At 27.6% G+C, this 19,752-nt stretch carries 23 protein-coding genes and 1 pseudogene; 8 read left to right on the top strand and 16 right to left on the bottom strand.

Annotation, left to right across the window (positions count from 1 at the left end):
- Window positions 1-81: 81 nt before the first annotated feature.
- Window positions 82-1,371: an arsenite efflux transporter membrane subunit ArsB gene (gene arsB, locus AC3WQX_RS10675; RefSeq protein WP_023350014.1), complete on the top strand. Its 1,290-nt coding sequence runs from the start codon at window positions 82-84 to the stop codon at window positions 1,369-1,371.
- Between the two features lie 117 nt (window positions 1,372-1,488).
- On the top strand, window positions 1,489-1,626 hold the full coding sequence (locus tag AC3WQX_RS10670) for a hypothetical protein (RefSeq protein ID WP_124753553.1): 138 nt from the start codon (window positions 1,489-1,491) through the stop codon (window positions 1,624-1,626).
- 51 nt (window positions 1,627-1,677) lie between these two features.
- On the opposite strand, the gene blaI is transcribed toward AC3WQX_RS10670, so the two are convergent.
- Together blaI and blaR1 are read right to left on the bottom strand one after the other, a co-directional pair.
- Complete coding sequence (gene blaI / locus AC3WQX_RS10665) at window positions 1,678-2,058, bottom strand: penicillinase repressor BlaI (RefSeq protein WP_001284658.1); 381 nt, start codon at window positions 2,056-2,058, stop codon at window positions 1,678-1,680.
- Entirely contained in the window at window positions 2,048-3,805 is a 1,758-nt protein-coding gene (blaR1, locus tag AC3WQX_RS10660) for a beta-lactam sensor/signal transducer BlaR1 (RefSeq protein ID WP_001096369.1), read from the bottom strand. Before blaR1 ends, blaI begins: the two co-directional genes overlap by 11 nt.
- Before the next feature lie 106 nt (window positions 3,806-3,911).
- Between blaR1 and blaZ the strand changes: the two genes are divergently transcribed.
- Window positions 3,912-4,757: a penicillin-hydrolyzing class A beta-lactamase BlaZ gene (gene blaZ, locus AC3WQX_RS10655; RefSeq protein WP_000733621.1), complete on the top strand. Its 846-nt coding sequence runs from the start codon at window positions 3,912-3,914 to the stop codon at window positions 4,755-4,757.
- 313 nt (window positions 4,758-5,070) lie between these two features.
- Window positions 5,071-5,481 carry a YolD-like family protein gene (locus AC3WQX_RS10650; protein ID WP_000612780.1) on the top strand — a complete coding sequence of 137 codons (411 nt, stop codon included), beginning with the start codon at window positions 5,071-5,073 and terminating at the stop codon, window positions 5,479-5,481.
- A 28-nt stretch (window positions 5,482-5,509) separates the two neighbouring features.
- Here the strand turns inward: AC3WQX_RS10650 and AC3WQX_RS10645 are convergent, their stop codons facing one another.
- From AC3WQX_RS10645 to AC3WQX_RS10635, 3 genes are read right to left on the bottom strand one after another with little or no spacing between them, the layout of a single operon-like run.
- Window positions 5,510-5,875: a DUF6262 family protein gene (locus tag AC3WQX_RS10645; RefSeq protein WP_000514485.1), complete on the bottom strand. Its 366-nt coding sequence runs from the start codon at window positions 5,873-5,875 to the stop codon at window positions 5,510-5,512.
- 8 nt (window positions 5,876-5,883) lie between these two features.
- Window positions 5,884-7,947 (bottom strand): site-specific integrase, encoded by a 2,064-nt coding sequence (locus AC3WQX_RS10640; protein ID WP_492740174.1) that lies wholly within the window; start codon window positions 7,945-7,947, stop codon window positions 5,884-5,886.
- A 2-nt stretch (window positions 7,948-7,949) separates the two neighbouring features.
- Window positions 7,950-9,062, bottom strand: coding sequence for a tyrosine-type recombinase/integrase (locus AC3WQX_RS10635; protein ID WP_000706211.1), 1,113 nt, complete (start codon window positions 9,060-9,062; stop codon window positions 7,950-7,952).
- Window positions 9,063-9,245: 183 nt separating this feature from the next.
- Here AC3WQX_RS10635 and AC3WQX_RS10630 point away from each other — a divergent pair.
- Window positions 9,246-9,548, top strand: a pseudogene (locus AC3WQX_RS10630) (YolD-like family protein); the annotation flags it as partial.
- Between the two features lie 73 nt (window positions 9,549-9,621).
- On the opposite strand, the gene AC3WQX_RS10625 reads toward AC3WQX_RS10630, so the two are convergent.
- On the bottom strand, window positions 9,622-9,792 hold the full coding sequence (locus tag AC3WQX_RS10625; protein ID WP_002435939.1) for a hypothetical protein: 171 nt from the start codon (window positions 9,790-9,792) through the stop codon (window positions 9,622-9,624).
- Window positions 9,793-10,202: 410 nt separating this feature from the next.
- On the opposite strand from AC3WQX_RS10625, the gene AC3WQX_RS10620 reads away from it, so the two are divergent.
- A complete protein-coding gene (locus AC3WQX_RS10620; protein WP_047796473.1) occupies window positions 10,203-11,243 on the top strand; it encodes a C45 family autoproteolytic acyltransferase/hydrolase in 1,041 nt (346 codons plus the stop codon).
- A gap of 98 nt (window positions 11,244-11,341) precedes the next feature.
- On the opposite strand, the gene AC3WQX_RS10615 is transcribed toward AC3WQX_RS10620, so the two are convergent.
- From AC3WQX_RS10615 to AC3WQX_RS10605, 3 genes are read right to left on the bottom strand one after another with little or no spacing between them, the layout of a single operon-like run.
- Entirely contained in the window at window positions 11,342-12,178 is an 837-nt protein-coding gene (locus AC3WQX_RS10615; protein ID WP_002435918.1) for a DUF4097 family beta strand repeat-containing protein, read from the bottom strand.
- Entirely contained in the window at window positions 12,175-12,732 is a 558-nt protein-coding gene (locus AC3WQX_RS10610) for an HAAS signaling domain-containing protein (RefSeq protein ID WP_023350012.1), read from the bottom strand. The genes AC3WQX_RS10615 and AC3WQX_RS10610 overlap by 4 nt, the downstream gene beginning before the upstream one ends.
- A gap of 50 nt (window positions 12,733-12,782) precedes the next feature.
- Entirely contained in the window at window positions 12,783-13,268 is a 486-nt protein-coding gene (locus AC3WQX_RS10605) for a hypothetical protein (protein WP_030063588.1), read from the bottom strand.
- 166 nt (window positions 13,269-13,434) lie between these two features.
- Between AC3WQX_RS10605 and AC3WQX_RS10600 the strand changes: the two genes are divergently transcribed.
- Window positions 13,435-13,998, top strand: coding sequence for a thioredoxin family protein (locus AC3WQX_RS10600; protein ID WP_023350010.1), 564 nt, complete (start codon window positions 13,435-13,437; stop codon window positions 13,996-13,998).
- 32 nt (window positions 13,999-14,030) lie between these two features.
- Here the strand turns inward: AC3WQX_RS10600 and pmtD are convergent, their stop codons facing one another.
- The 7 genes from pmtD to AC3WQX_RS10565 all read right to left on the bottom strand — a co-directional run bounded on the left by pmtD (window position 14,031) and on the right by AC3WQX_RS10565 (window position 18,263).
- Window positions 14,031-14,762: a phenol-soluble modulin export ABC transporter permease subunit PmtD gene (gene pmtD / locus AC3WQX_RS10595; protein ID WP_002435946.1), complete on the bottom strand. Its 732-nt coding sequence runs from the start codon at window positions 14,760-14,762 to the stop codon at window positions 14,031-14,033.
- On the bottom strand, window positions 14,762-15,634 hold the full coding sequence (gene pmtC / locus AC3WQX_RS10590; RefSeq protein ID WP_002435900.1) for a phenol-soluble modulin export ABC transporter ATP-binding protein PmtC: 873 nt from the start codon (window positions 15,632-15,634) through the stop codon (window positions 14,762-14,764). Before pmtC ends, pmtD begins: the two co-directional genes overlap by 1 nt.
- Window positions 15,635-15,653: 19 nt before the next feature.
- A complete protein-coding gene (pmtB, locus tag AC3WQX_RS10585) occupies window positions 15,654-16,313 on the bottom strand; it encodes a phenol-soluble modulin export ABC transporter permease subunit PmtB (RefSeq protein ID WP_002435912.1) in 660 nt (219 codons plus the stop codon).
- Window positions 16,310-17,209, bottom strand: coding sequence for a phenol-soluble modulin export ABC transporter ATP-binding protein PmtA (gene pmtA, locus AC3WQX_RS10580; RefSeq protein ID WP_002435942.1), 900 nt, complete (start codon window positions 17,207-17,209; stop codon window positions 16,310-16,312). Before pmtA ends, pmtB begins: the two co-directional genes overlap by 4 nt.
- Window positions 17,209-17,586: a PSM export ABC transporter transcriptional regulator PmtR gene (pmtR, locus tag AC3WQX_RS10575; protein ID WP_002453644.1), complete on the bottom strand. Its 378-nt coding sequence runs from the start codon at window positions 17,584-17,586 to the stop codon at window positions 17,209-17,211. Before pmtR ends, pmtA begins: the two co-directional genes overlap by 1 nt.
- Before the next feature lie 177 nt (window positions 17,587-17,763).
- A complete protein-coding gene (locus tag AC3WQX_RS10570; protein WP_023350009.1) occupies window positions 17,764-17,934 on the bottom strand; it encodes an SE1626 family protein in 171 nt (56 codons plus the stop codon).
- A gap of 233 nt (window positions 17,935-18,167) precedes the next feature.
- Window positions 18,168-18,263, bottom strand: coding sequence for a Trp-rich small protein (locus tag AC3WQX_RS10565; protein WP_016898690.1), 96 nt, complete (start codon window positions 18,261-18,263; stop codon window positions 18,168-18,170).
- Window positions 18,264-18,456: 193 nt separating this feature from the next.
- Here AC3WQX_RS10565 and AC3WQX_RS10560 point away from each other — a divergent pair, with 193 nt between their 5' ends.
- Window positions 18,457-19,746 (top strand): aminotransferase class I/II-fold pyridoxal phosphate-dependent enzyme, encoded by a 1,290-nt coding sequence (locus AC3WQX_RS10560; protein WP_023350008.1) that lies wholly within the window; start codon window positions 18,457-18,459, stop codon window positions 19,744-19,746.
- Window positions 19,747-19,752: the final 6 nt, after the last annotated feature.

The following is a 19,752-nucleotide window of genomic DNA, read 5'->3' as shown; positions in this document are numbered from 1 at the left end:
ATGAAAATTGATATTCTATAGTATGTTCATTAAATTTATAATCTATTTACTCTTGCATAGAGAAAGTCGAGTGAATCATTTATGACCTTTATAGCTATTGTTATTTTCGTTATAACTTTAATTTTTGTTATTTGGCAACCAAAAGGATTAAATATAGGAATTACTGCTGTAGCTGGTGCACTTTTAGCTATTATTACAGGCGTTGTATCTCTAACTGATATTGTTACAGTTACAAATATAGTATGGAATGCAACGTTAACTTTCGTTGCTATAATTTTAATATCACTCATTTTAGACCGTATTGGCTTCTTTGAATGGGCTGCTTTGCATATGATTATTGCTTCAAAAGGCTATGGCCTTAGAATGTTTATTTTTATAATGACTTTAGGTGCTGTAGTAGCTGCTCTATTTGCCAATGATGGTGCCGCGCTTATTCTTACACCAATAGTGTTAGCTATGGTAAGGAGCTTAGGTTTTGATAAAAAAACAATATTCCCATTTATTATAGCAAGTGGATTTATAGCCGATACCACTTCCCTACCACTCACTGTCAGTAATTTAGTCAATATCGTTTCAGCTGACTACTTTAACATCACATTTATTCAATATGCTTTAAGAATGATAATTCCAAATTTATTTTCATTTTTAGCAAGCATATTTGTGCTTTGGCTTTATTTTAAAAAATCTCTTCCTAAAAGTACAAATATTGAAGATTTAGCCACACCTCAATCAGTTATAAGAGATAAGAAACTTTTTAAAACGTCTTGGATTATTCTTATTATTTTATTAATAGGTTATTTAACAAGTGAGTTTATTCATGTTCCCGTGGCTTTCATAGCATTAATTATTGCTTTTGTATTCCTACTCTTAGCGAGTCGTTCTAAAGCAGTTAATACTAAAGAAGTTTTAATAGAAGCTCCTTGGAATATAGTTATATTTTCAATTGGTATGTATCTTGTAGTGTATGGATTGAAAAATGTAGGTATAACATTAGTACTAGGGAATATTTTGAATTCTATTTCAAACCATGGGCTATTCAGTAGTATTATGGGTATGGGATTCATTGCAGCCTTCCTCTCTTCTATTATGAATAACTTGCCCACTGTTTTATTAGATGCAATTGCTATTGCTCAATCTAATTCTGAAGGATTAATTCAAGATGGTATGGTCTATGCAAACGTTATTGGCTCTGATTTAGGTCCAAAAATCACTCCAATTGGCTCTTTAGCAACTTTATTGTGGCTTCATGTATTAACTCAAAAAGGTGTTAAAATATCATGGGGAACATATTTTAAAACGGGTATAGTGATTACTATTCCTGTACTATTTATAACGTTACTAGGACTCTATTTTACTCTAATTATTTTTTAAAAATTGAATACACTCTCAAGCTGGCTTAAAATCACAAAAATATAGCCAGCAATTTTGTATTGCAAAATAGAACAAATGTTCGTATAATAGAATTATATCGAACGAGGTGATCTAAAGATGACGGATATAAAGAATGAAACGGATTATCGAAATATTCCACGTGAAATGTTAGATAGGAATATTCCGGCTGGTCGTGGCATGGTTAAATGGGCGGCATTCATTATATGTACTAATCTCATAAAAAATCTAATTTAATAGGGTTCAAACATAATTTATATATGTATTATGTTTGAACCCTATATCTATTTATTTTTTACTAATATCATTTAAAATGTCTCGCAATTCTTCAATTTCTTTGTTATTTAATTCTTCATTTTTCGCAAAATTAAGCACTAAACTTTTCATATCCCCTCCATACAATTTATTAAGAAAGGTTTTAGCAGTTTTCATTTTAATATCATCTTCTTTAATAATTGATGAGTAAAAATAAATATTATTATATTTATATCGTTTTATAATCTCTTTTTTATATAGTCTTGTAATTAATGTTCTAATCGTCTTATCGCTAACTTCTTTATTTTTTTGAATCTCAACTACAATTTCATTAGCTGATACTGATTTTTTATTCCATATTATATTCATAACATCCCATTCAGCCATAGATATTTCAACTTGCTTATTGGCCATTTAAAACACCCATTTCTTTTAATATTTTTTCATTTATTAATTTAGCATTTTCACCAGAGGCTTTTTCATCTGATAAATGTGTAGAAAAATAATACTTATCATGATTTGTAATTACGTAACCTACAAACCACCCATTATTATATTTCCCGTTTACTATACCTGTACCTGTTTTCCCATACAATTCATAATTTTCATTTTTTCTAATCAATAACGAAGAAGATAATTGTTTCTTTTCATTTTTACTAAAATGGTTATTTTGTTCCATCATATTTTTTAAAACTATTACTTGTTCAAGATTAGATATTTTCAAACTATCTTCCAACCAATAGGCTTTATAACTTCCCAAATTTTTATTACCATAATTTAATTGCTTGAGTTGATCAGAAGTATAGTTCTTTGATAATTGATTACTAATACGTTCGAAGTACCAATTAACTGAGTTTTGTATTGCCGTATTTAAATCTTGATCCTTATTCCAAGAATCGAAAGGATAATGATTATGATTCCATGACATACGTGAATTTTTATCACTTATAATATGACGGTCAAGTCCAAACAGTGCTAAATAAATTTTGTAAGTTGAATCAGGAGAATATCTTTTTCTACTTTCTTTTTCATTATAAATATAGTATTTGTCTTTCTTCATGCTGTACATAACGAAAGATCCACTATTTGAACCAAAATTTTTACTTTCATCTAAAATTTGGTAATCGCTTTGTAAGGGCTTTTTATAATTATAATCAGTTAAGGATTGCCCCATTAAAAACTGGCTTTGAATTATCATGATAAAAAAAGTAAAAATACAAATAAAAATTAGAATTAATTTTGACTGCTTCTTCAGATTGGCTTCTTTTATATTAATTAATCTTCTTTTGAGTAATGATTTTTTACCATTAAATGAATGGCTTAATATATTTTTGTTGAAAAATGAGGTTTTTAATACGGAATCCATAATAGCTTCCGCATAAGACTTAAATTCATATTTGTTAATATTATTAAGGACAAATCTATCGGCTTCTACTTCATTGTCATGAATCATCTTTCTTTTTACAATTTGTATTAGTGGATTATAACTCATAGCAATAGAAAAAATATGAAAGATAATTAAATGCAAAGTATCTCTGTTTTTAGCATGAGCATACTCGTGCAATATTATATATTTTAGTTTTTTGTCATTTATACTTTTAAAATATAAACTGGGAATCAAAATAATATATTTTCCATACCAAAAAGTTATTGGAGAATGAATAGATTCTGCTTTTCGAATCACAATATTTCTTTTATATTGATGATTGAAAAGTATCTTGTTTATTTTATCTTTTTCTTTTTCATTTAGATAAAGTGACTGTTTCTTTAAATACTTAAGATATAATAAAGAATTTAAAAATTTAAAACTTAAAATAATAACTAAAACTATCCAAATAACTGTGCAGATATTATCTATTGAATCCCAATTAAACTTATGGATGTCTGTTGTAAACTCATGAACAGGTTTAGTGGTATTTATGTTAGGATTCAAATTGTGTGAATTACTTTCAACTGTGGGCTCTTGATTATTCAAATTATTAAATTTAAAAAAAGAGAATTTAATAGGGATGAAAGGAATTAATCCTGCAAGAAGAGTTAGATACCAAACTTTATAATTTAACATATAATTAAAATAGCGTTTTAATATGTACCTAAAAAATAATAACAATAGAAATATAAAACAAAAGCTTACTATGCTCATTATTAATAACTTAGCCATTTCAACACCTTCTTTCAAATATTTATAATAAACTATTGACGCGAATATTACAATTGTAATATTATTGATTTATAGAAATTACAACTGTAATATTGGAGGGTATATTTTGAAAAAGTTAATACTTTTAATTGCAATTGCTTTAGTTTTAAGTGCATGTAATTCAACCAGTTCACATGCTAAAGAGTTAAATAATTTAGAAAAGAAATATAATGCTAATATTGGTGTCTATGCATTAGATACTAAAAGTGGTAAGGAAGTAAAATTTAATGCCGATAAGAGATTTGCCTATGCTTCAACTTCAAAAGCGATAAATAGTGCTATTTTGTTAGAACAAGTACCTTATAATAAGTTAAATAAAAAAGTACATATTAACAAAGATGATATAGTTGCTTATTCTCCTATTTTAGAAAAATATGTAGGAAAAGATATCACTTTAAAAGAACTTATTGAAGCTTCAATGAAGTATAGTGATAATACAGCAAACAATAAAATTATAAACGAAATCGGTGGAATCAAAAAAATTAAAAAACGTTTAAAAAAATTGGGAGATAAAGTAACAAATCCAGTTAGATATGAAATAGAATTAAATTACTATTCACCAAAGAGCAAAAAAGATACTTCAACGCCTGCTGCTTTCGGCAAGACTTTAAATAAACTTATCGCAAATGGAAAATTAAGCAAAAAAAATAAAAATTTCTTACTTGATTTAATGTTAAATAATAAAAACGGAGACACTTTAATTAAAGATGGTGTTCCAAAAGACTATAAGGTTGCTGATAAAAGTGGTCAAGCAATAACATATGCTTCTAGAAATGATGTAGCTTTTATTTATCCTAAGAACCAATCTGAACCTATTATTTTAGTCATTTTTACGAATAAAGACAATAAAAGTGATAAACCTAATGATAAATTGATAAGTGAAACCGCCAAGAATGTAATAAACAAATTTTAATAGTCTAAATGTACTACAAAAACTGATATAATTCTATCTTTCATAAAACTTCATAATATCGAAGAACATATATATTATTTATAATTATATATGTTCTATTTTTTTATGTTCACATTTTTTAAAAGAGAAAATACTATTAACATACCAAACATCATAATTCCAGTTACTATAATTATAAATGCTCGATAATCTTACTCAACTTTTCCATATAGAAAATAACTTATTTTAAATTAATTAATTAATCACATTAAAAAATTATATAATCCTTGCCAAAAAAGAACATACGTTCTACAATGATGATGAGGTGGTAAACATGATTCCAAATCCTAATGCGCCAGATGAATATAAATATGAAACTGATTATAGAAAAATACCAAGAAAATATTTAAACCCTAAAATCCCTCAAGGGCGTGGAAAAATCAAATGGCAAGCTTTTGCGACTCTCCCGCAACAGTTTGAAATTTTAGAACAAATTATAAAGGATCAAAATAAAATAGAAAAACCATTGCTAACACATGATTCATTAGATAATTTAGATCAGATTTTTCAAATAAAAATTCAAAATGATGAGTTATGTACAATCTCATATTGGGAAGACGGCAGCATTTCAAACTATACAGGAAAAATTTTGAAAATTGATACAATCAATGGTTATTTTACATTTTACGATTCTACAAATACTAAACATACTTTTTTCAATACTAATGTGTATAATATCTCTTAAACTTGAATTATTTCTCTTTACCTGTGTATTAAATATCTTCATATATTTTATTATATAATGTGTTTATTTCATCTTTGAGCCTCTTTTTCTCATTTTCTAAAGATTTTACTCTCCTTTTTAATGAAGAAATTAATGCGTCTTTACCGTCACTGTTATTTTTATGTACAAATATGTCTTTACTTTGTTCACGTAACTCTTCGATTCTCTTTCGAATTTTACTATTATTATATAAAGTAGCTTTAGATACATTTGAATGCTTAGCAACAATATTAAAGTTAATTTCTTCATTTTTTCGAACCAATTCATTTATTGCTTTAGAAACTTTTTGCTCGGTTTTAACTTTTCGTTCTGCATGTAATTGTTTTAATTGTTCTTGTCTATTAAATTTTCCCATCTTAACCTCTATACTTTTATTCTATTACTTCTCCCGAATATAATGTTTCCATCTTTTATATTACCTAATATTTCTTCATATTTATTTAATATATTAGTATGTTTTTCAACTATATCTTGTCTATTATTATTTTTAGCTAATTCTATGGATTTGACCGTTGATTTGATATGTAATTCATATTTTTCAACATCTAAATCAGAAAATCCAATAGCTAGATCCTTACATGGTTTCCCAGAATTACAAGTTAAGCATGGCGGAGCTTCCATATATGGACAATCACCGCTCAATCTAGCATGACAAGTACCATAAGGATTGTCCATTGCGTTTAATTTATGTTCTTGCCATAAAGAATTCAATGCTTTTTCTGATAATTCACTACTATGCTGTATATTTTTAATTTTACCGTCAACATCAAAACTAAAAGCCCCTTGATCAATAACTGATTCAAAAGCCTTTCTTTTTGTATCATCAAGTAACTTAGCATATCTGAGTGTCATTTCTGGTGAGGAATGTGCTAATAATTCTTGTATGGTTAATATATCTGCTCCACCATTTAACAATTTCACTGCATAAGTATGTCTAAACTGATGAGTTTTGAAATGGAAGACTTCACCTTGTTCATCAAGAATATTTTTTGTTTTTGCTAAATGATTTAAGTGTGCTCTGACCATATGCTGTGTAAAGGGCATTCCTTTTCTTTTTCCTTTATGAATAGCAAAAATATAATTATTAGGGTTGTTATCTTTTGTACTTTTAATTTTAAAATTGGCTATTAAAACTGCTACTATATCAGCTAATTCATTATCGATTGGTATCCTATGTCCTTTAACAAAAGTTTTAGCAATATCAGTAATTATTGAAAACTTTCCATTAACTTTTGCAAGACAATTATTTTTTAATGTTAATACATCAGAAATTCTTAGTCCTGTTTTAAAAGCTATCCAAACTACAGGTATTAAATCTTTGTGCAAATCATTTATATGCTCAAAAAGCTGTTCCAATACAAAATCTGGGATATAATCAATTTGGCTACTATTTTTCTTTTCGCGCTTAGGAAAGTCTTGAGGATAAATTAAAAAACGTATATCTTCAGAGGGGGCTATATCATAATTTTGACTAGCAATATCATTTAAGAACCTTCTAATTGCTTTTAATTCTTCTCTAACGAAGTTCCTAGAACTTTGCACATTTTTACTATTAGCATATTCAAATAAAAATTCTATATATGCTTCGATATGACATCTATCTAGTTCATTTAAACTATTCCTTGTTTCTTTATTTTTAGATATATTTTGAAAAAACCTAGTCAAAACTCTTATATAAAATCTTGCTGTAGCAAATGCTATATCACCAGTTATCAAACGATTTTTTAAATATTTTTTTGCTAATTCTCGCATTTTAATTGACTCAATTTTTTCAAAGTTCAAATAATTACCAGTTAGTGTTTTATTATAACTCAATCCATATTTTTCTAAATTTCTAATATCCCATTTATCTTTTTCCCATTCTTCTCGCTTATCAATAAATTTATTTAGATTAATATACATATTCTTTAAAAAAGAAGCTAGTCCACTTTTATGTTCATAATCACCAAAAACTATTGTTGATGATTTTCTTTTTATAGGTATATTATTTTTAGTCAACCAACTAAACCAGTACTTTTCTAACATATCAATATCACAATCTAGTAAAGAATTTAAATTTGGATAAACTTCATTAAAGAACTCAGCAATCTTGTTAAGTTTCACTGCTCCAGTATTAAATACATTAGATAAAGACCAATCCTCTTTAACTATAAGTTTCAAAAAAAGGTATTTAAATTCTAAATTCAAATTTTCACTTTTAATCCTAAAGAAAATATTTTTTCTTTTGTCTTTATAGTTCTTGATACTATCTTGAAATTGCTCGAACTTGTTAAAAGCTGAAATGTGCCATTCATCATTTTTTAAAAAGTAATCATCATATATTTCAGTTATTAGCACTTCTCCTTTTATGTTTATAGTTCTACTTTGTAATGTACATAATTCATTAATCATAGTACTGTTTGTAGGCAAATTAATTGGTATTGACATAGTTATTCCCCTTTATTAAAAACTTGAAATTGATGCTTAACTTTATTCCAATCTTCACGTATATCTTCTTCAGTGGGATGAACATATAAATTAATAGTCGTTTGTATATTACTATGACCGAGTCTTTCTTGAACTTGTTTAATATCCTTAGTTTCATTATAAAAAACAGTTGCATGTGTATGGCGAAATAAATGGGGGTGAACATTTATAGATGTTTTATGTTTTAGCCTTTTAAATAATGAATATATATCACTATAATGCATAGCTTCTCCTACATTTCTACCCTTTATTTTTACAAAAAGATAATCAGAACATATGGAAAGTTCGTCAATTATTTCGTACACATAATCGTCATATAAATCAATTAACGATTGAGAAATAAATATTTTTCTTTCACCAGTTTTTAAATAAGTACCATTGCTATTAAATCTATTTTTCAAAACTATTTGGTGACCTTTTCTAAAATCAAATTTGATATCATCAATGCGTAATGATAATACCTCACCTATACGTAATCCTGTTTCATATAATAATTGTATTAAGAATTTATCTCTAATATTATTAGCTGCTCCTAATAATTTCTTAACCTCAACATTGGTTAACACTTCTAGTTTTTTCTTTGGTTCTTTTACTTTCAAAATATTTTTCAACATTCCATAGTCCTTGTTTACGTGATGCATGAAACTTTTATATTTTTTAGAGTATTTACTTTCCGTATGTATAAAATCATAGAAATTAACATCTAATTTTTTGCTCCTATAGAGATAATCATAAAAATTAGATACTACAGTAATAGTCAGATTAATTGTCTTAGGACTAATGCTTTTTCCTTTTCGGTGATAAGAGAGGACATTCTCATATTCAAAAGGTGTTTTCATCCATCTTATAAAATCAACAAAGTTATCAAAACTAACTTCTTTATAGCATATCTTTTTACTTTCTAAGTAAACAAAAAATTTTTTTAGTGCATAGGCATAGGTTTTCTTGGTATTTAAACTTTTATTAACACTATCCAGATACTTCAAATATCTTACTGCATCTACTATAGGTTCATTATTACCATCTAAAATCATAAAATTGATACCATTCTTAGATTTTACTTCTACTATTTTCATAATAATCTCATTTCTAATTTTAATAGTATAAGTATACACTATTCGAACTCTTTTTACATCATACATATTAAACTTATTACACGTAATAAAAAAAGACTATTTAATATTTTTACTTTGTTCATTTTTTCTTAAAATATGATTCATTTTAAACAAAATAGTCTATATCCTTCAATATATATATAACCGTTCGCTACGCTACCCGAACAATTCGAAACTATCCATCAATACATGATTGATCAAAATAAAATAGATAGACCAGTACTTTCAGACGATCAATTAGCTCAATTAAATATCCGCTTGCACGAAGCATTACAAAAATCTCAACCTGTTAATATAAAATATTATGAAGAAGGTTATATTAATTTTGTTAATCTTAATATACATCGCATTGATTCATTAAATCTTGAAATTGAAGGGATAAAGCCAGGTACTACCTATCATCAGAAAGTCCCTATTTTAGATATTGTTGATATTACTTTCTCATAAAAAAAAGTTGGCAATAGCTTATTAAAGCATTGCCAACAATTATCTCAAATTAGTACTAAACTATTAGAACTAATTAATTATTATTTTCAATATCTGAAACAATTTCTTTAGTTTTTCTTTCAATATCTTCGAAATCTTTTTTGAAGATATAAGCAAAGGCAACTACACCTACGCCTACTACAACTGTAGTGATAGCTAATAAGCTAAATACAAATTTAAATAAACCTTTAATAAAGTTCCACATTACTTTTCACCTCTAAAATTAATATGCATATCTACAATTCACTATGATAGCATACTTATCTCTATCAATAAATAAATACCCGTTTCAAAAATTAATCATTCTCAACTAAATATATATTTATGGTAATATGTCAATTAAAGATTAATTTAAATAATCAAACTGAAATTAATAACGAGATTCCAAACCAATTGTTACTCTTATAAATAAATATTAACTTAACCACCATGACTTAACAGAATCAGCAATCGCTCTACAACTATCTGAAATCATAGATATCACTCCCATAGATTAAAAAATTCCCTCACTAAAATACAATTCGATTGTAATATTTCATCCATAGTAATTCAATTAACATTAAGTTAATTTACGATTACATTAAAGTAAATATTTGAAATGAAAGGATGACTAACATGCAAAATGTTCAATCCGATATCATGACTTTTCGTGGTTCTCATTATGACTTAGGAGTCGAAACAGCGAAATGGTTACAAAGAACTCCTTTATTAAAAAATCGTGAAAAAGAATGGAAAAAAAGAAATCCAAGATTTGATATCGATGTCAGAGAAACATATAATATTTTTCAAATTTATGCTCCTAAAATTTGGGACGAGCTAATAGGTATGCAAGACGTTTTGAATCTACCTACTAAACAAATTATATTAAATTTTGGACACTATCGTTTTACTGATTTAAAAGATAGTGGTTGTACAGTTTTTAAAGGGAAAGACTATTTACTACGTAATTATGATTATCATCCCTCTACTTATGATGGTCGATATTTACTATACAAACCAAATGATAGTGGTTTAGCTCAAATAGGACCTACTTCTAGAGTAACTGGCAGGATGGATGGAATGAATGAGTATGGTTTATCAATGGCTTATAATTTTATGCATCGCAAGAAACCAGCAAATGGCTTTGTATGCTACATGATAGGTAGACTTATACTTGAATATTGTAAAAACGTTAATGAAGCTATACAACTTTTAAAAGAATTACCTCATAGAAGCTCTTTTAGTTATATTTTAATGGATAAAGAATCTAATTATGCCATTGTCGAAGTAACACCTCGTTCTATAGATATTAGATATGAACCTATATGTACAAATCACTTTGAATTATTAACACATGAAAATCGTAACTACACTAAAGAATCTAAAGAACGGTTGGAGAGAGTGATTAACACCACAAGAAGTGATTTAAGAAAAGAAAATGCTTTTAAATTATTTAATGACCCTCAATATAATATTTATAGTAAATTATTTAAGAGTTGGTCTGGAACAATTCACACATCGTTATACGAACCTCAAACTTTAACAACGTGGATAGGACTTGGAGAAAATAGTTCTCCGACTAAAATAGACTTTTATCAATGGCTTAAAAATAATACTCTAACAATAAATCAACTAAACGGAAAAATTGATACCGATTTAACATTTGCCACATATTAAAATAATTTTTCAAAAATAGAATAAAACCCATAAATGAGTGATTGTACAACACTCATTTATGGGTTAATAATCAAATATTTAAATAAAAAATGCGTTACTTAATTGATGACAATATCACCATCAACCGTATAAAATTCCAAAATGTTTTTACTCTTACCTACTTTACCATCTTTAAAATTATTATTATTGACTACTTTTTCACCACGTCCAGGATGTAACTTAAGTAGTGTGTTTTTAGGCTTAGCTTCAAAGTTATAATTTATATCTCCTTTTTTTGTTGAAGCTTTAATATCATTCGAAGATTTCATTTTATTCATATTAATATCTCCCTCATTCAATAGGAAGATTGAATCTTGGAATTCGCTACGGCTAAGAGTCAACTTACCAGTATCGATTTTTAAGTTTCCTTTTTTAACTGATGAATCACAAATATAAGCTAAGCTATTTGAACCATCCACATTTAAATATTTTAAATTTGAATGTTCCATAGAAAAGTGACGACTATTTATAATTGTGGCACTTGATGCATTAAAATTCCTCAAATGTACATCACCTATTACGGATTTAGCGCTAAGATCTTTCAATTGTTTATCTGGTACTGTAATGGTGAGTTTTTTCTTATTATAATGAAAAGGATTAAAGTTTAATCCGTATCCTCTATTAGTAGCACGTTTCTCGGTAACTTTGAGCATTTTACCTTTTTTAGATACATATACATCGTTATCACCTTGATAATCCACTTTGAATTTATTACCTTTAACAATGTTTATTTCAGAACCAATTGTACTTACTGACAACTGACTGAAATGATTATTAAAAGTCTTATTATAGTTTTGCTTTTCATATTTAGCTTTATCAAAAGCAAACCAAGTAACTGTTCCACTGATAAAGAAAATTGCAAATATAATTAAACCGCTAATGAAAAGCTTCCTCATTTCCTAACGCTTCCTTTAACTGTTTTAATGTACCATGATAAATATTTCAATATTAAATTATGTACTAATCCAATAATTTTTAATGTTAAAACAATAAAAATAATTCCTAAACCTGTTAAAGAGATAGAGAATAATATATTACTCAGTGAATTATAAAACCCATTAATTATCGAATAACTAATAAGGATCAATGGGGAGAATAGTAAACAGACTGCTGTAAACACCAAAAGTAAAATCAGAAATGCAATAATCGCTACTGGAACTAATATAATAAATAATGAAAGTATACCTAGACTTAAGGAGGCTATAATAGCTCTAGTTATGTTTTGGATTGTTGGTTTTGATTTAGCATAACTGATAGCACTTTTAGCTTTTATCTCTTTTGCTATATCATACGGATCTTTCAATTTATTCACTATTTGTTCTTCACTTCTACCTTTTAACTCTTCTTCATAGAATAAATTTTCATATTCGTACATTTTATTATCTTTTTCTCGTCTAGGAAGATCATCTAAAGCTAATTCTAATTCATTTAAAAAAGTAATTTTATCCATGTATCGTCACTCTTCCTGAATTTGAATTAAAGAATAGTTATCAAGATTTATCATTTACTGAAAAACTCTATTCTTTTTACGATATCATCTTTATATAATATATTCAGTTTCATTTTATTTTGGCGGTCAGTATATGTAATAGATTTATAATGCTTACCAACCATATGTCTTTTATAACTATCTCCTAACTCGTTAATAACTTCATCAATTGAGTCACCTATTCTAACTCCGAAATTCGTTTTAACACTTTTATCCTTGATTAAAACAATTCCTTTAACAATGTGCTTTTTATTTTTCACTTTAACCGTTAAATCCTTATGCTTTTCGTCATTATAAAATTTAAATCGATCTAATTTAATTTTTTTATTAATGACATACCCTTTCTGATTAAAACGATCATTTAAACCTATATCATTCACAGTATAATTGGATAAATCTACTGTTTTAATACTTCTATAGTACATAATTCCGAAAAGTAGAATAATTGCTCCAATTAAAAAAAGGGTTGAAATCACCCATCTGTTTTGTATACGCACTTGAGTCACCACTTTCACTCTTGTTCTATTAAATATAGCATATGAAATTTGGAGTTTCATCTAACAACTTAGTCACATTCATAATTAAATTATGATTGAGTTAATTTAATATCTTTAAAGTTAAAAAATTGTTATAATATTCTAAATAATTAAGGAGGTTATTTCTATGACTAATTTAGAAACTTATTTTAAAAAAAGTCAGCCACTAGAAGAGTACATTGACCGAATGAAAGATAATAGAAATAATTTATTATCAATATACAAATCCTTTAAATTACCAGAAGAAGATGACCGTATTACAAAGCTTAAAGATGCAAATTACTCAAAGGTATTAGTCATCACTGAAGATTGGTGTGGTGATGCAATGATGAACCTTCCAATACTTAAACGTGTAAGTGAAGAATTAAATTTAGAAGTTAGAGTATTTCATAGAGATGACGACACACGTTTAATTGATCAATATCTTACAAATGGTAAGTCTAGATCGATTCCTATTTTTGTTTTTATGAACAGTGCATATGAACAAATAACCGTATGGGGACCTAGAGCTAAGGAAGTCGAAAAATTTGTTGTTGATTTGAGAAATGATAAATTACCAGATAAAGATCATCCTCAATATGATGATAAAGTTAAAGAAACTCACTTACTTATTTCAAATAGATTTAAAACAGATTCATCATTTTGGAAAAATGTATATAACTCCATAATTAATCAGCTTTTATATAAATAAATACTGAGGCTAAAGCCTCAGTATTTTTGAACTTAAATATCTCGTTTAGCAGCATATAAGATGTTAGCTACAAATAATACTACTATTGAAGCAATTGAAATAAACCATTGCCAATGCGAGAATTTAATCTCCTCAGTCATTTTCTCAGTGAGATAAGTAAATGGAATATATTTAAATGATTTTTGAATATCGTCACCAATATTTGGAATTAAACCTATTAAAGGTTGCACAAATGGAACGATAAGTAATAAGAAAATACCTAAAGTAAAAATTACTGCCGGCTTTTCAATAATTAACGTAAGTAATAATAAGAATAAGCCAAAGAATAAGAAAAATATAAGGTAAAACCATATATTATTTAAGAATTTATCTCCGTCAACATTTGATCCTTTTGTAGATGCTTGAATAACAATAATTACAAGATATTGAAGTAAAGTAAATAAGAACGAAATTAATATCATTGAAATTGTTTTAGCAATAATATAACCAATACGACTACTTACCTTACTCATATATAATTGAATTGTACCTTGAGAATAATCTCTAGTGATAGTTTTAATGATAAATAATAATCCCGCGAATAAGAATAACCAGTTGGCCAGTACGAAGACCATTTCGTTATTTACTTCATGAGACTTGCTATATGCTGCTTGCATACTTGCTTGGAAGACTGTCATTCCTATAACTAGTATTAATGCAAGATATGTTAAAGGACTTTTTAAAATACTAATTAAATCGAACTTGACTAGCTGTAAACTTCTCATTATTTATCACCTCTTTGATTAATATTAAAGTAAGTATCACGTAGAGAACTTTTACGCGTTTCAATATACTTAGGATAAACACCTTGTTCAGACAATGATTTTAATAGTGGTTTATAGTCTCTTTGAGCTTTAATGATAATCTCACCAGCATCTTTTTGTGATTGTTGCACTTTATAATGTTCAGTTAGATATTCTAAAGTTTTATTAAAATCATCATGTTCAATAGTAATGATTGTACTATCTTCTGGTCCCCCATCTTTCATGTTCACATCTTGAACAAAGTTACCATCTCTAAGGAAGACAGCTCTATCACAAATAAGTTCAATATCTTCTAATTTATGACTTGAAATTAATATTTTCATATCTAATTGTTTGACTAATGATTGGATAGTTTTTAAAACATCAATTGATCCATCTGGATCCATACCATTTGTAGGCTCATCTAAAATTAAATATTTTGGTTTATTCATAAGAGAGACCGCAATGGCTAATTTCTGTTTCATACCCATTGAATATTTTTTCACTTTTTTCTTAATATAAGGTCTCATACCAAAAGCATCAATAATGTGATCAGAATACTCTTTATCAAAGCCTTTTCCTAAAACTTGAGCGAACAATTTTAAATTATATAAACCTGACTTGTTGTCATAAAGTTTAGGATGTTCGATTAAGTAACCTACGTTTTCATCTTTCGATAAATCAACTTTCCCTTGGTAATTAATAATATTACCATTCATGACTTTCATTAATGTTGTTTTACCAACACCGTTTTTACCAATAAGACCAACTATTTGGCTATTACCAAAATCAAAGTTTATATCGTCAATAACTGTATTTTGACCATATTTTTTAGTGATTTGTTCTAATTTCATAGTAGACCCCCTTAAGTGGTTAATGTTTTATTTTTCTAATTTGAATTAAATAATTCACTACTAAACATATGATGCTAATAATCAATAGGCCATAATTTAAGAAGTACGAATATACAACTGGAATATGACTATCTTTGTGAACTAAAACGTTTATTAAGATAAATAAAGCAGATAAGACAAATGGTAATACAATGATAACTCCAAATACATATGCTAAATAAGGCACGTCTTTATGTTTCTGTTCTGTACTTTTATTAAAAGCGATAGGGATTGAAAAGAAATTCGCTATTATAAAAGAATAGGTTGTAGAAAAAGTTATCGAATCTGTCTTTATTGAACTTGTTTCATAGCCATATAAACTTATGATTATTGCACCAATAATTGTTAAAACTATGCAACTGATGTAATTTGCATTTAATAAATCTTTCCTTGAAACTGGCAGACTACCAAAAAATAAGTAAGACTGAGATCCACCTAATCTACGATTGATTCTAAATAAATGTCCAGCATCAACTAAGCATATAATAGTTAATATAATACCTATAGGTCCTGAAATAACAAGATACGGTAAATGTTGCCTATCGATTAAGTGATAAAACGGAAAGAATATGAGTAATAAACCATAAATCAAAAGTGTCCATCTTCGAAGTTTAAGATTTCTAATTAATAATTGTTTCATATTAGTTTCTCATTTCGTTGGTGATATTTAAAATCTAGTTGATTTTTATTTTTTTCTAAATATATCATTAGTTCTTCAATTGATGGATTTTTAATTTCTACTCTATTTCCAAATAATTCTTTAAATGTTTGGTAGTGTTCAGTGAGGCCTATGTAGCCAGTTTTTCTAACTTCTTTATAAATTAACAATTCCTCCAACTCCACATCTAAGTCTTCATTGGAACCACTAATTATTTTATATTTTTCAAATAAAGTGTCTCGTGATTCATTAAAAATAATTTGACCATCACGTAAATAAACTATATAGTCCGCAATTTTTTCTAAATCAGATATGATATGTGTCGATATGAAGACTGTTTTATCTTCATCAATTAATTCTTGTTGAATAATCTCTAGTAGTTCATTTCTAACTAAAGGATCTAGTCCAGATGTGGGCTCATCTAAGATGAATAATTCAGCATGGTGACTAAATGCAATAGCTAATGACAATTTCATTTTCATACCTGTTGAAAAAGTTTTGATTTTCTTCTTATAAGGTAATTGAAAAAATTGCAGATAACTCATAAAAATTTTATGATCCCAATTGTTATAAAACGGGGCGACGATATTCTCTAACTTTTTAATGGTCCATTTGTCATTAAAATACGTTTCGGAATAAACGAAGCCTATTTTATTTTTTATTTCTACTGCACTATCCTTCATTTGTTCATTAAATACAGAAATTTGACCATTTTTAGATTGAATTAAATCCATAATTAAACGAATAACTGTAGTTTTACCAGCACCATTCCCACCTATAAAACCAGTAACAAAGCCTTTAGGAACTTCAAAGGAGATATCTTTCAACTGAAAATCTTTTGTTTGATAACTTACATTCTTAAGCTCAATCGCATTCATCAGTCTTCCTCCTCATAAATTAAAGACAATATTTCAGTCAATTCTTCTAAAGGCATCCCAATTGTTTTTGCTTCTTTTGACATTGTTTTAGCCAAATTTTCAATTACAAAGAACTGCTTTTCTTTAAGAATTGAGTTATCTTGTTCCTTCACAAAGGTACCTTTACCTCTTATAGTTGTCACAAATCCATCCTTTTCTAAATCTTCATAAGCTCGTTTTGTAGTAATTAAACTCACTTGTAAATCTTTAGCTAACTCACGCATTGATGGAAGGTGTTCTCCAGGAGCAACATAACCTTTCAAAATATTTTCTTTAATTTGTTGCTTGATTTGTTCATAAATGGGATATTCACTGTTGTTTTTCAAAATTAATTTCATTGATGTCCCCCTTTTCTTCTGTATATACATAATATATACAATATATACAGATTTGTAAAGTGTATATACTAAATTCTGTGAAAAATCCTATATATCAAGAGAATATTGAGTATAAACAATATATACAAAAAGACTTAAGAGAACGATACACTTCCCTTAAGTCTTAAATAATGTACACTATTTTTTTCTCCGTTTATTACTTCTATCGATAAAAGCACAAATCATAAACATAATTGCAGCAAGTAGCAATTTAATTCCTTGCTCTTCATGACCTGTAGCTTGAAGATAATAGCCTACTACAAATAGCACAATTGCTAATCCAACGAATATTTTTGTTAAGTGCTTCATTTTATTCACCTCAACACATAAAAAGTATATCAAATAATACCAGGTATAAAAACGGTATATGAGTTTAACTTTCCCAATAATTTAGAAGACGATATCAAATTTAGGAGTTACCACAATTAAATATTGATTGCGGTCAATTTAGTACAATGTTACAATAAACTTGTATCCACGAATTATACTACACAACCCCAGGTCTGGTACCAGCAGACTTGGGGTTTTTTGTGTTCGGTCATCTACTTGTCTTTCCACTTAATTTCTAACCAAATACGAAAGACGACAAGTACGCCACCTGTAATCAATGTTATTAAACCATCTTGCCACCACGTCATTATACTACACCTCCCAGAATTGATTAGTGTCATATAATTTGATGACCTAAGCATATTCTAACACAAATTATAGAACATATGTTCGCTATTAGTAATAAAATTTATTTTCCTAATTCCCTATCATCAATGCTTTATCTTTATTCAAATTAAAGATAATATATATATAAACACTTTATTAAAGAGAGGTTAGAAAATGACAAGCCCTTTAGCCGAAAATTTAAATAACGAATTACAACAATCCAATCCAGAAGTATATGACATGTTATCTGATTTAGGTAAAGAAATGTTCTATCCTAAAGGTATTCTATCTCAATCTGCTGATGCCAAAAGTACTAAATATAACGCTACGATTGGTATGGCAACAAATGATGAAGGTAAAATGTATGCTGATTCATTGAATAATATATTTAATGAATTAACTCCAGATGAAGTTTTTCCATATGCACCTCCACAAGGTATTGAAGACTTACGTGACTTATGGCAAATTAAAATGCTAAATGAAAATCCTGATTTATCAAAAGAAGCGATAAGTAGACCCATCGTGACTAATGCTTTAACTCATGGATTATCTTTAGTTGCAGACTTATTTGTAGATGAAAATGATACTATTTTATTACCAACGCACAATTGGGGCAACTATAAACTAGTGTTTAACACTCGCCATAAAGCCAATATCGAAACATATCCTATTTTCAATGAAGAAGGACATTATACAACTGATTCACTAGTGGAAACTTTAGAAAACTTTAATAAAGATAAAGTAATCATGATTCTAAATTATCCAAATAACCCAACAGGTTATACGCCAAAAGCTGAAGAAGTTAAAACTATCGTAAATGCTATTGAAACACTTGCTAATAAAGGAACAAAAGTGATTGCAGTAGTTGATGATGCTTACTATGGTTTATTCTATGAAGATGTATACACACAATCTATTTTTACGGCTTTATCACAGGTGAATTCTCATAATATTTTACCTGTACGCTTAGATGGTGCTACTAAAGAATTTTTTGCTTGGGGATTCCGTGTAGGCTTCATGACTTTTGGTACTAAAAATGATATAACTCAAAATGTACTTGAAGCAAAAGTTAAAGGTTTAATTAGAAGTAATATTTCAAGCGGGCCATTACCATCCCAAAGTGCTATCAAGCATGTTCTAAAAAATAATAAACAATTTGATAAAGAAATTGAGGAGAATATTCAAACATTAAAAGATCGATACGAAGTTACTAAGGAAGTTGTTTATGATGAGAAATATGCATACTATTGGAAAGCATATGATTTTAATTCAGGTTACTTCATGGCATTAAAAGTTAAGCATGTTGATCCAGAAATATTACGCAAACATTTAATTGATAAATATTCAATAGGTATTATTGCCTTAAATGATACGGATATACGAATTGCCTTTAGTTGTGTTGAAAAAGACGATATTCCTCACGTGTTTGAGTCTATCGCTAAAGCTATTGATGATCTAAAATAGAAAAAG

This window comes from Staphylococcus sp. FW104-15G4D (genome assembly GCF_058790135.1).
The sequence above is the reverse complement of the archived record's forward strand: the minus strand, read 5'-3'. Positions and strand labels throughout refer to the sequence as shown.

Bases quoted from the DNA above. Each gene is read 5' to 3' on its own strand.
- arsB (WP_023350014.1), top strand. From the start codon at position 82: ATGACCTTTATAGCTATTGTTATTTTCGTTATAACTTTAATTTTTGTT.
- AC3WQX_RS10670 (WP_124753553.1), top strand. From the start codon at position 1,489: ATGACGGATATAAAGAATGAAACGGATTATCGAAATATTCCACGTGAA.
- blaI (WP_001284658.1), bottom strand. From the start codon at position 2,058: ATGGCCAATAAGCAAGTTGAAATATCTATGGCTGAATGGGATGTTATG.
- blaR1 (WP_001096369.1), bottom strand. From the start codon at position 3,805: ATGGCTAAGTTATTAATAATGAGCATAGTAAGCTTTTGTTTTATATTT.
- AC3WQX_RS10650 (WP_000612780.1), top strand. From the start codon at position 5,071: ATGATTCCAAATCCTAATGCGCCAGATGAATATAAATATGAAACTGAT.
- AC3WQX_RS10645 (WP_000514485.1), bottom strand. From the start codon at position 5,875: ATGGGAAAATTTAATAGACAAGAACAATTAAAACAATTACATGCAGAA.
- AC3WQX_RS10640 (WP_492740174.1), bottom strand. From the start codon at position 7,947: ATGTCAATACCAATTAATTTGCCTACAAACAGTACTATGATTAATGAA.
- AC3WQX_RS10635 (WP_000706211.1), bottom strand. From the start codon at position 9,062: ATGAAAATAGTAGAAGTAAAATCTAAGAATGGTATCAATTTTATGATT.
- AC3WQX_RS10625 (WP_002435939.1), bottom strand. From the start codon at position 9,792: ATGTGGAACTTTATTAAAGGTTTATTTAAATTTGTATTTAGCTTATTA.
- AC3WQX_RS10620 (WP_047796473.1), top strand. From the start codon at position 10,203: ATGCAAAATGTTCAATCCGATATCATGACTTTTCGTGGTTCTCATTAT.
- AC3WQX_RS10615 (WP_002435918.1), bottom strand. From the start codon at position 12,178: ATGAGGAAGCTTTTCATTAGCGGTTTAATTATATTTGCAATTTTCTTT.
- AC3WQX_RS10610 (WP_023350012.1), bottom strand. From the start codon at position 12,732: ATGGATAAAATTACTTTTTTAAATGAATTAGAATTAGCTTTAGATGAT.
- AC3WQX_RS10600 (WP_023350010.1), top strand. From the start codon at position 13,435: ATGACTAATTTAGAAACTTATTTTAAAAAAAGTCAGCCACTAGAAGAG.
- pmtD (WP_002435946.1), bottom strand. From the start codon at position 14,762: ATGAGAAGTTTACAGCTAGTCAAGTTCGATTTAATTAGTATTTTAAAA.
- pmtC (WP_002435900.1), bottom strand. From the start codon at position 15,634: ATGAAATTAGAACAAATCACTAAAAAATATGGTCAAAATACAGTTATT.
- pmtB (WP_002435912.1), bottom strand. From the start codon at position 16,313: ATGAAACAATTATTAATTAGAAATCTTAAACTTCGAAGATGGACACTT.
- pmtA (WP_002435942.1), bottom strand. From the start codon at position 17,209: ATGAATGCGATTGAGCTTAAGAATGTAAGTTATCAAACAAAAGATTTT.
- pmtR (WP_002453644.1), bottom strand. From the start codon at position 17,586: ATGAAATTAATTTTGAAAAACAACAGTGAATATCCCATTTATGAACAA.
- AC3WQX_RS10570 (WP_023350009.1), bottom strand. From the start codon at position 17,934: ATGAAGCACTTAACAAAAATATTCGTTGGATTAGCAATTGTGCTATTT.
- AC3WQX_RS10565 (WP_016898690.1), bottom strand. From the start codon at position 18,263: ATGACGTGGTGGCAAGATGGTTTAATAACATTGATTACAGGTGGCGTA.
- AC3WQX_RS10560 (WP_023350008.1), top strand. From the start codon at position 18,457: ATGACAAGCCCTTTAGCCGAAAATTTAAATAACGAATTACAACAATCC.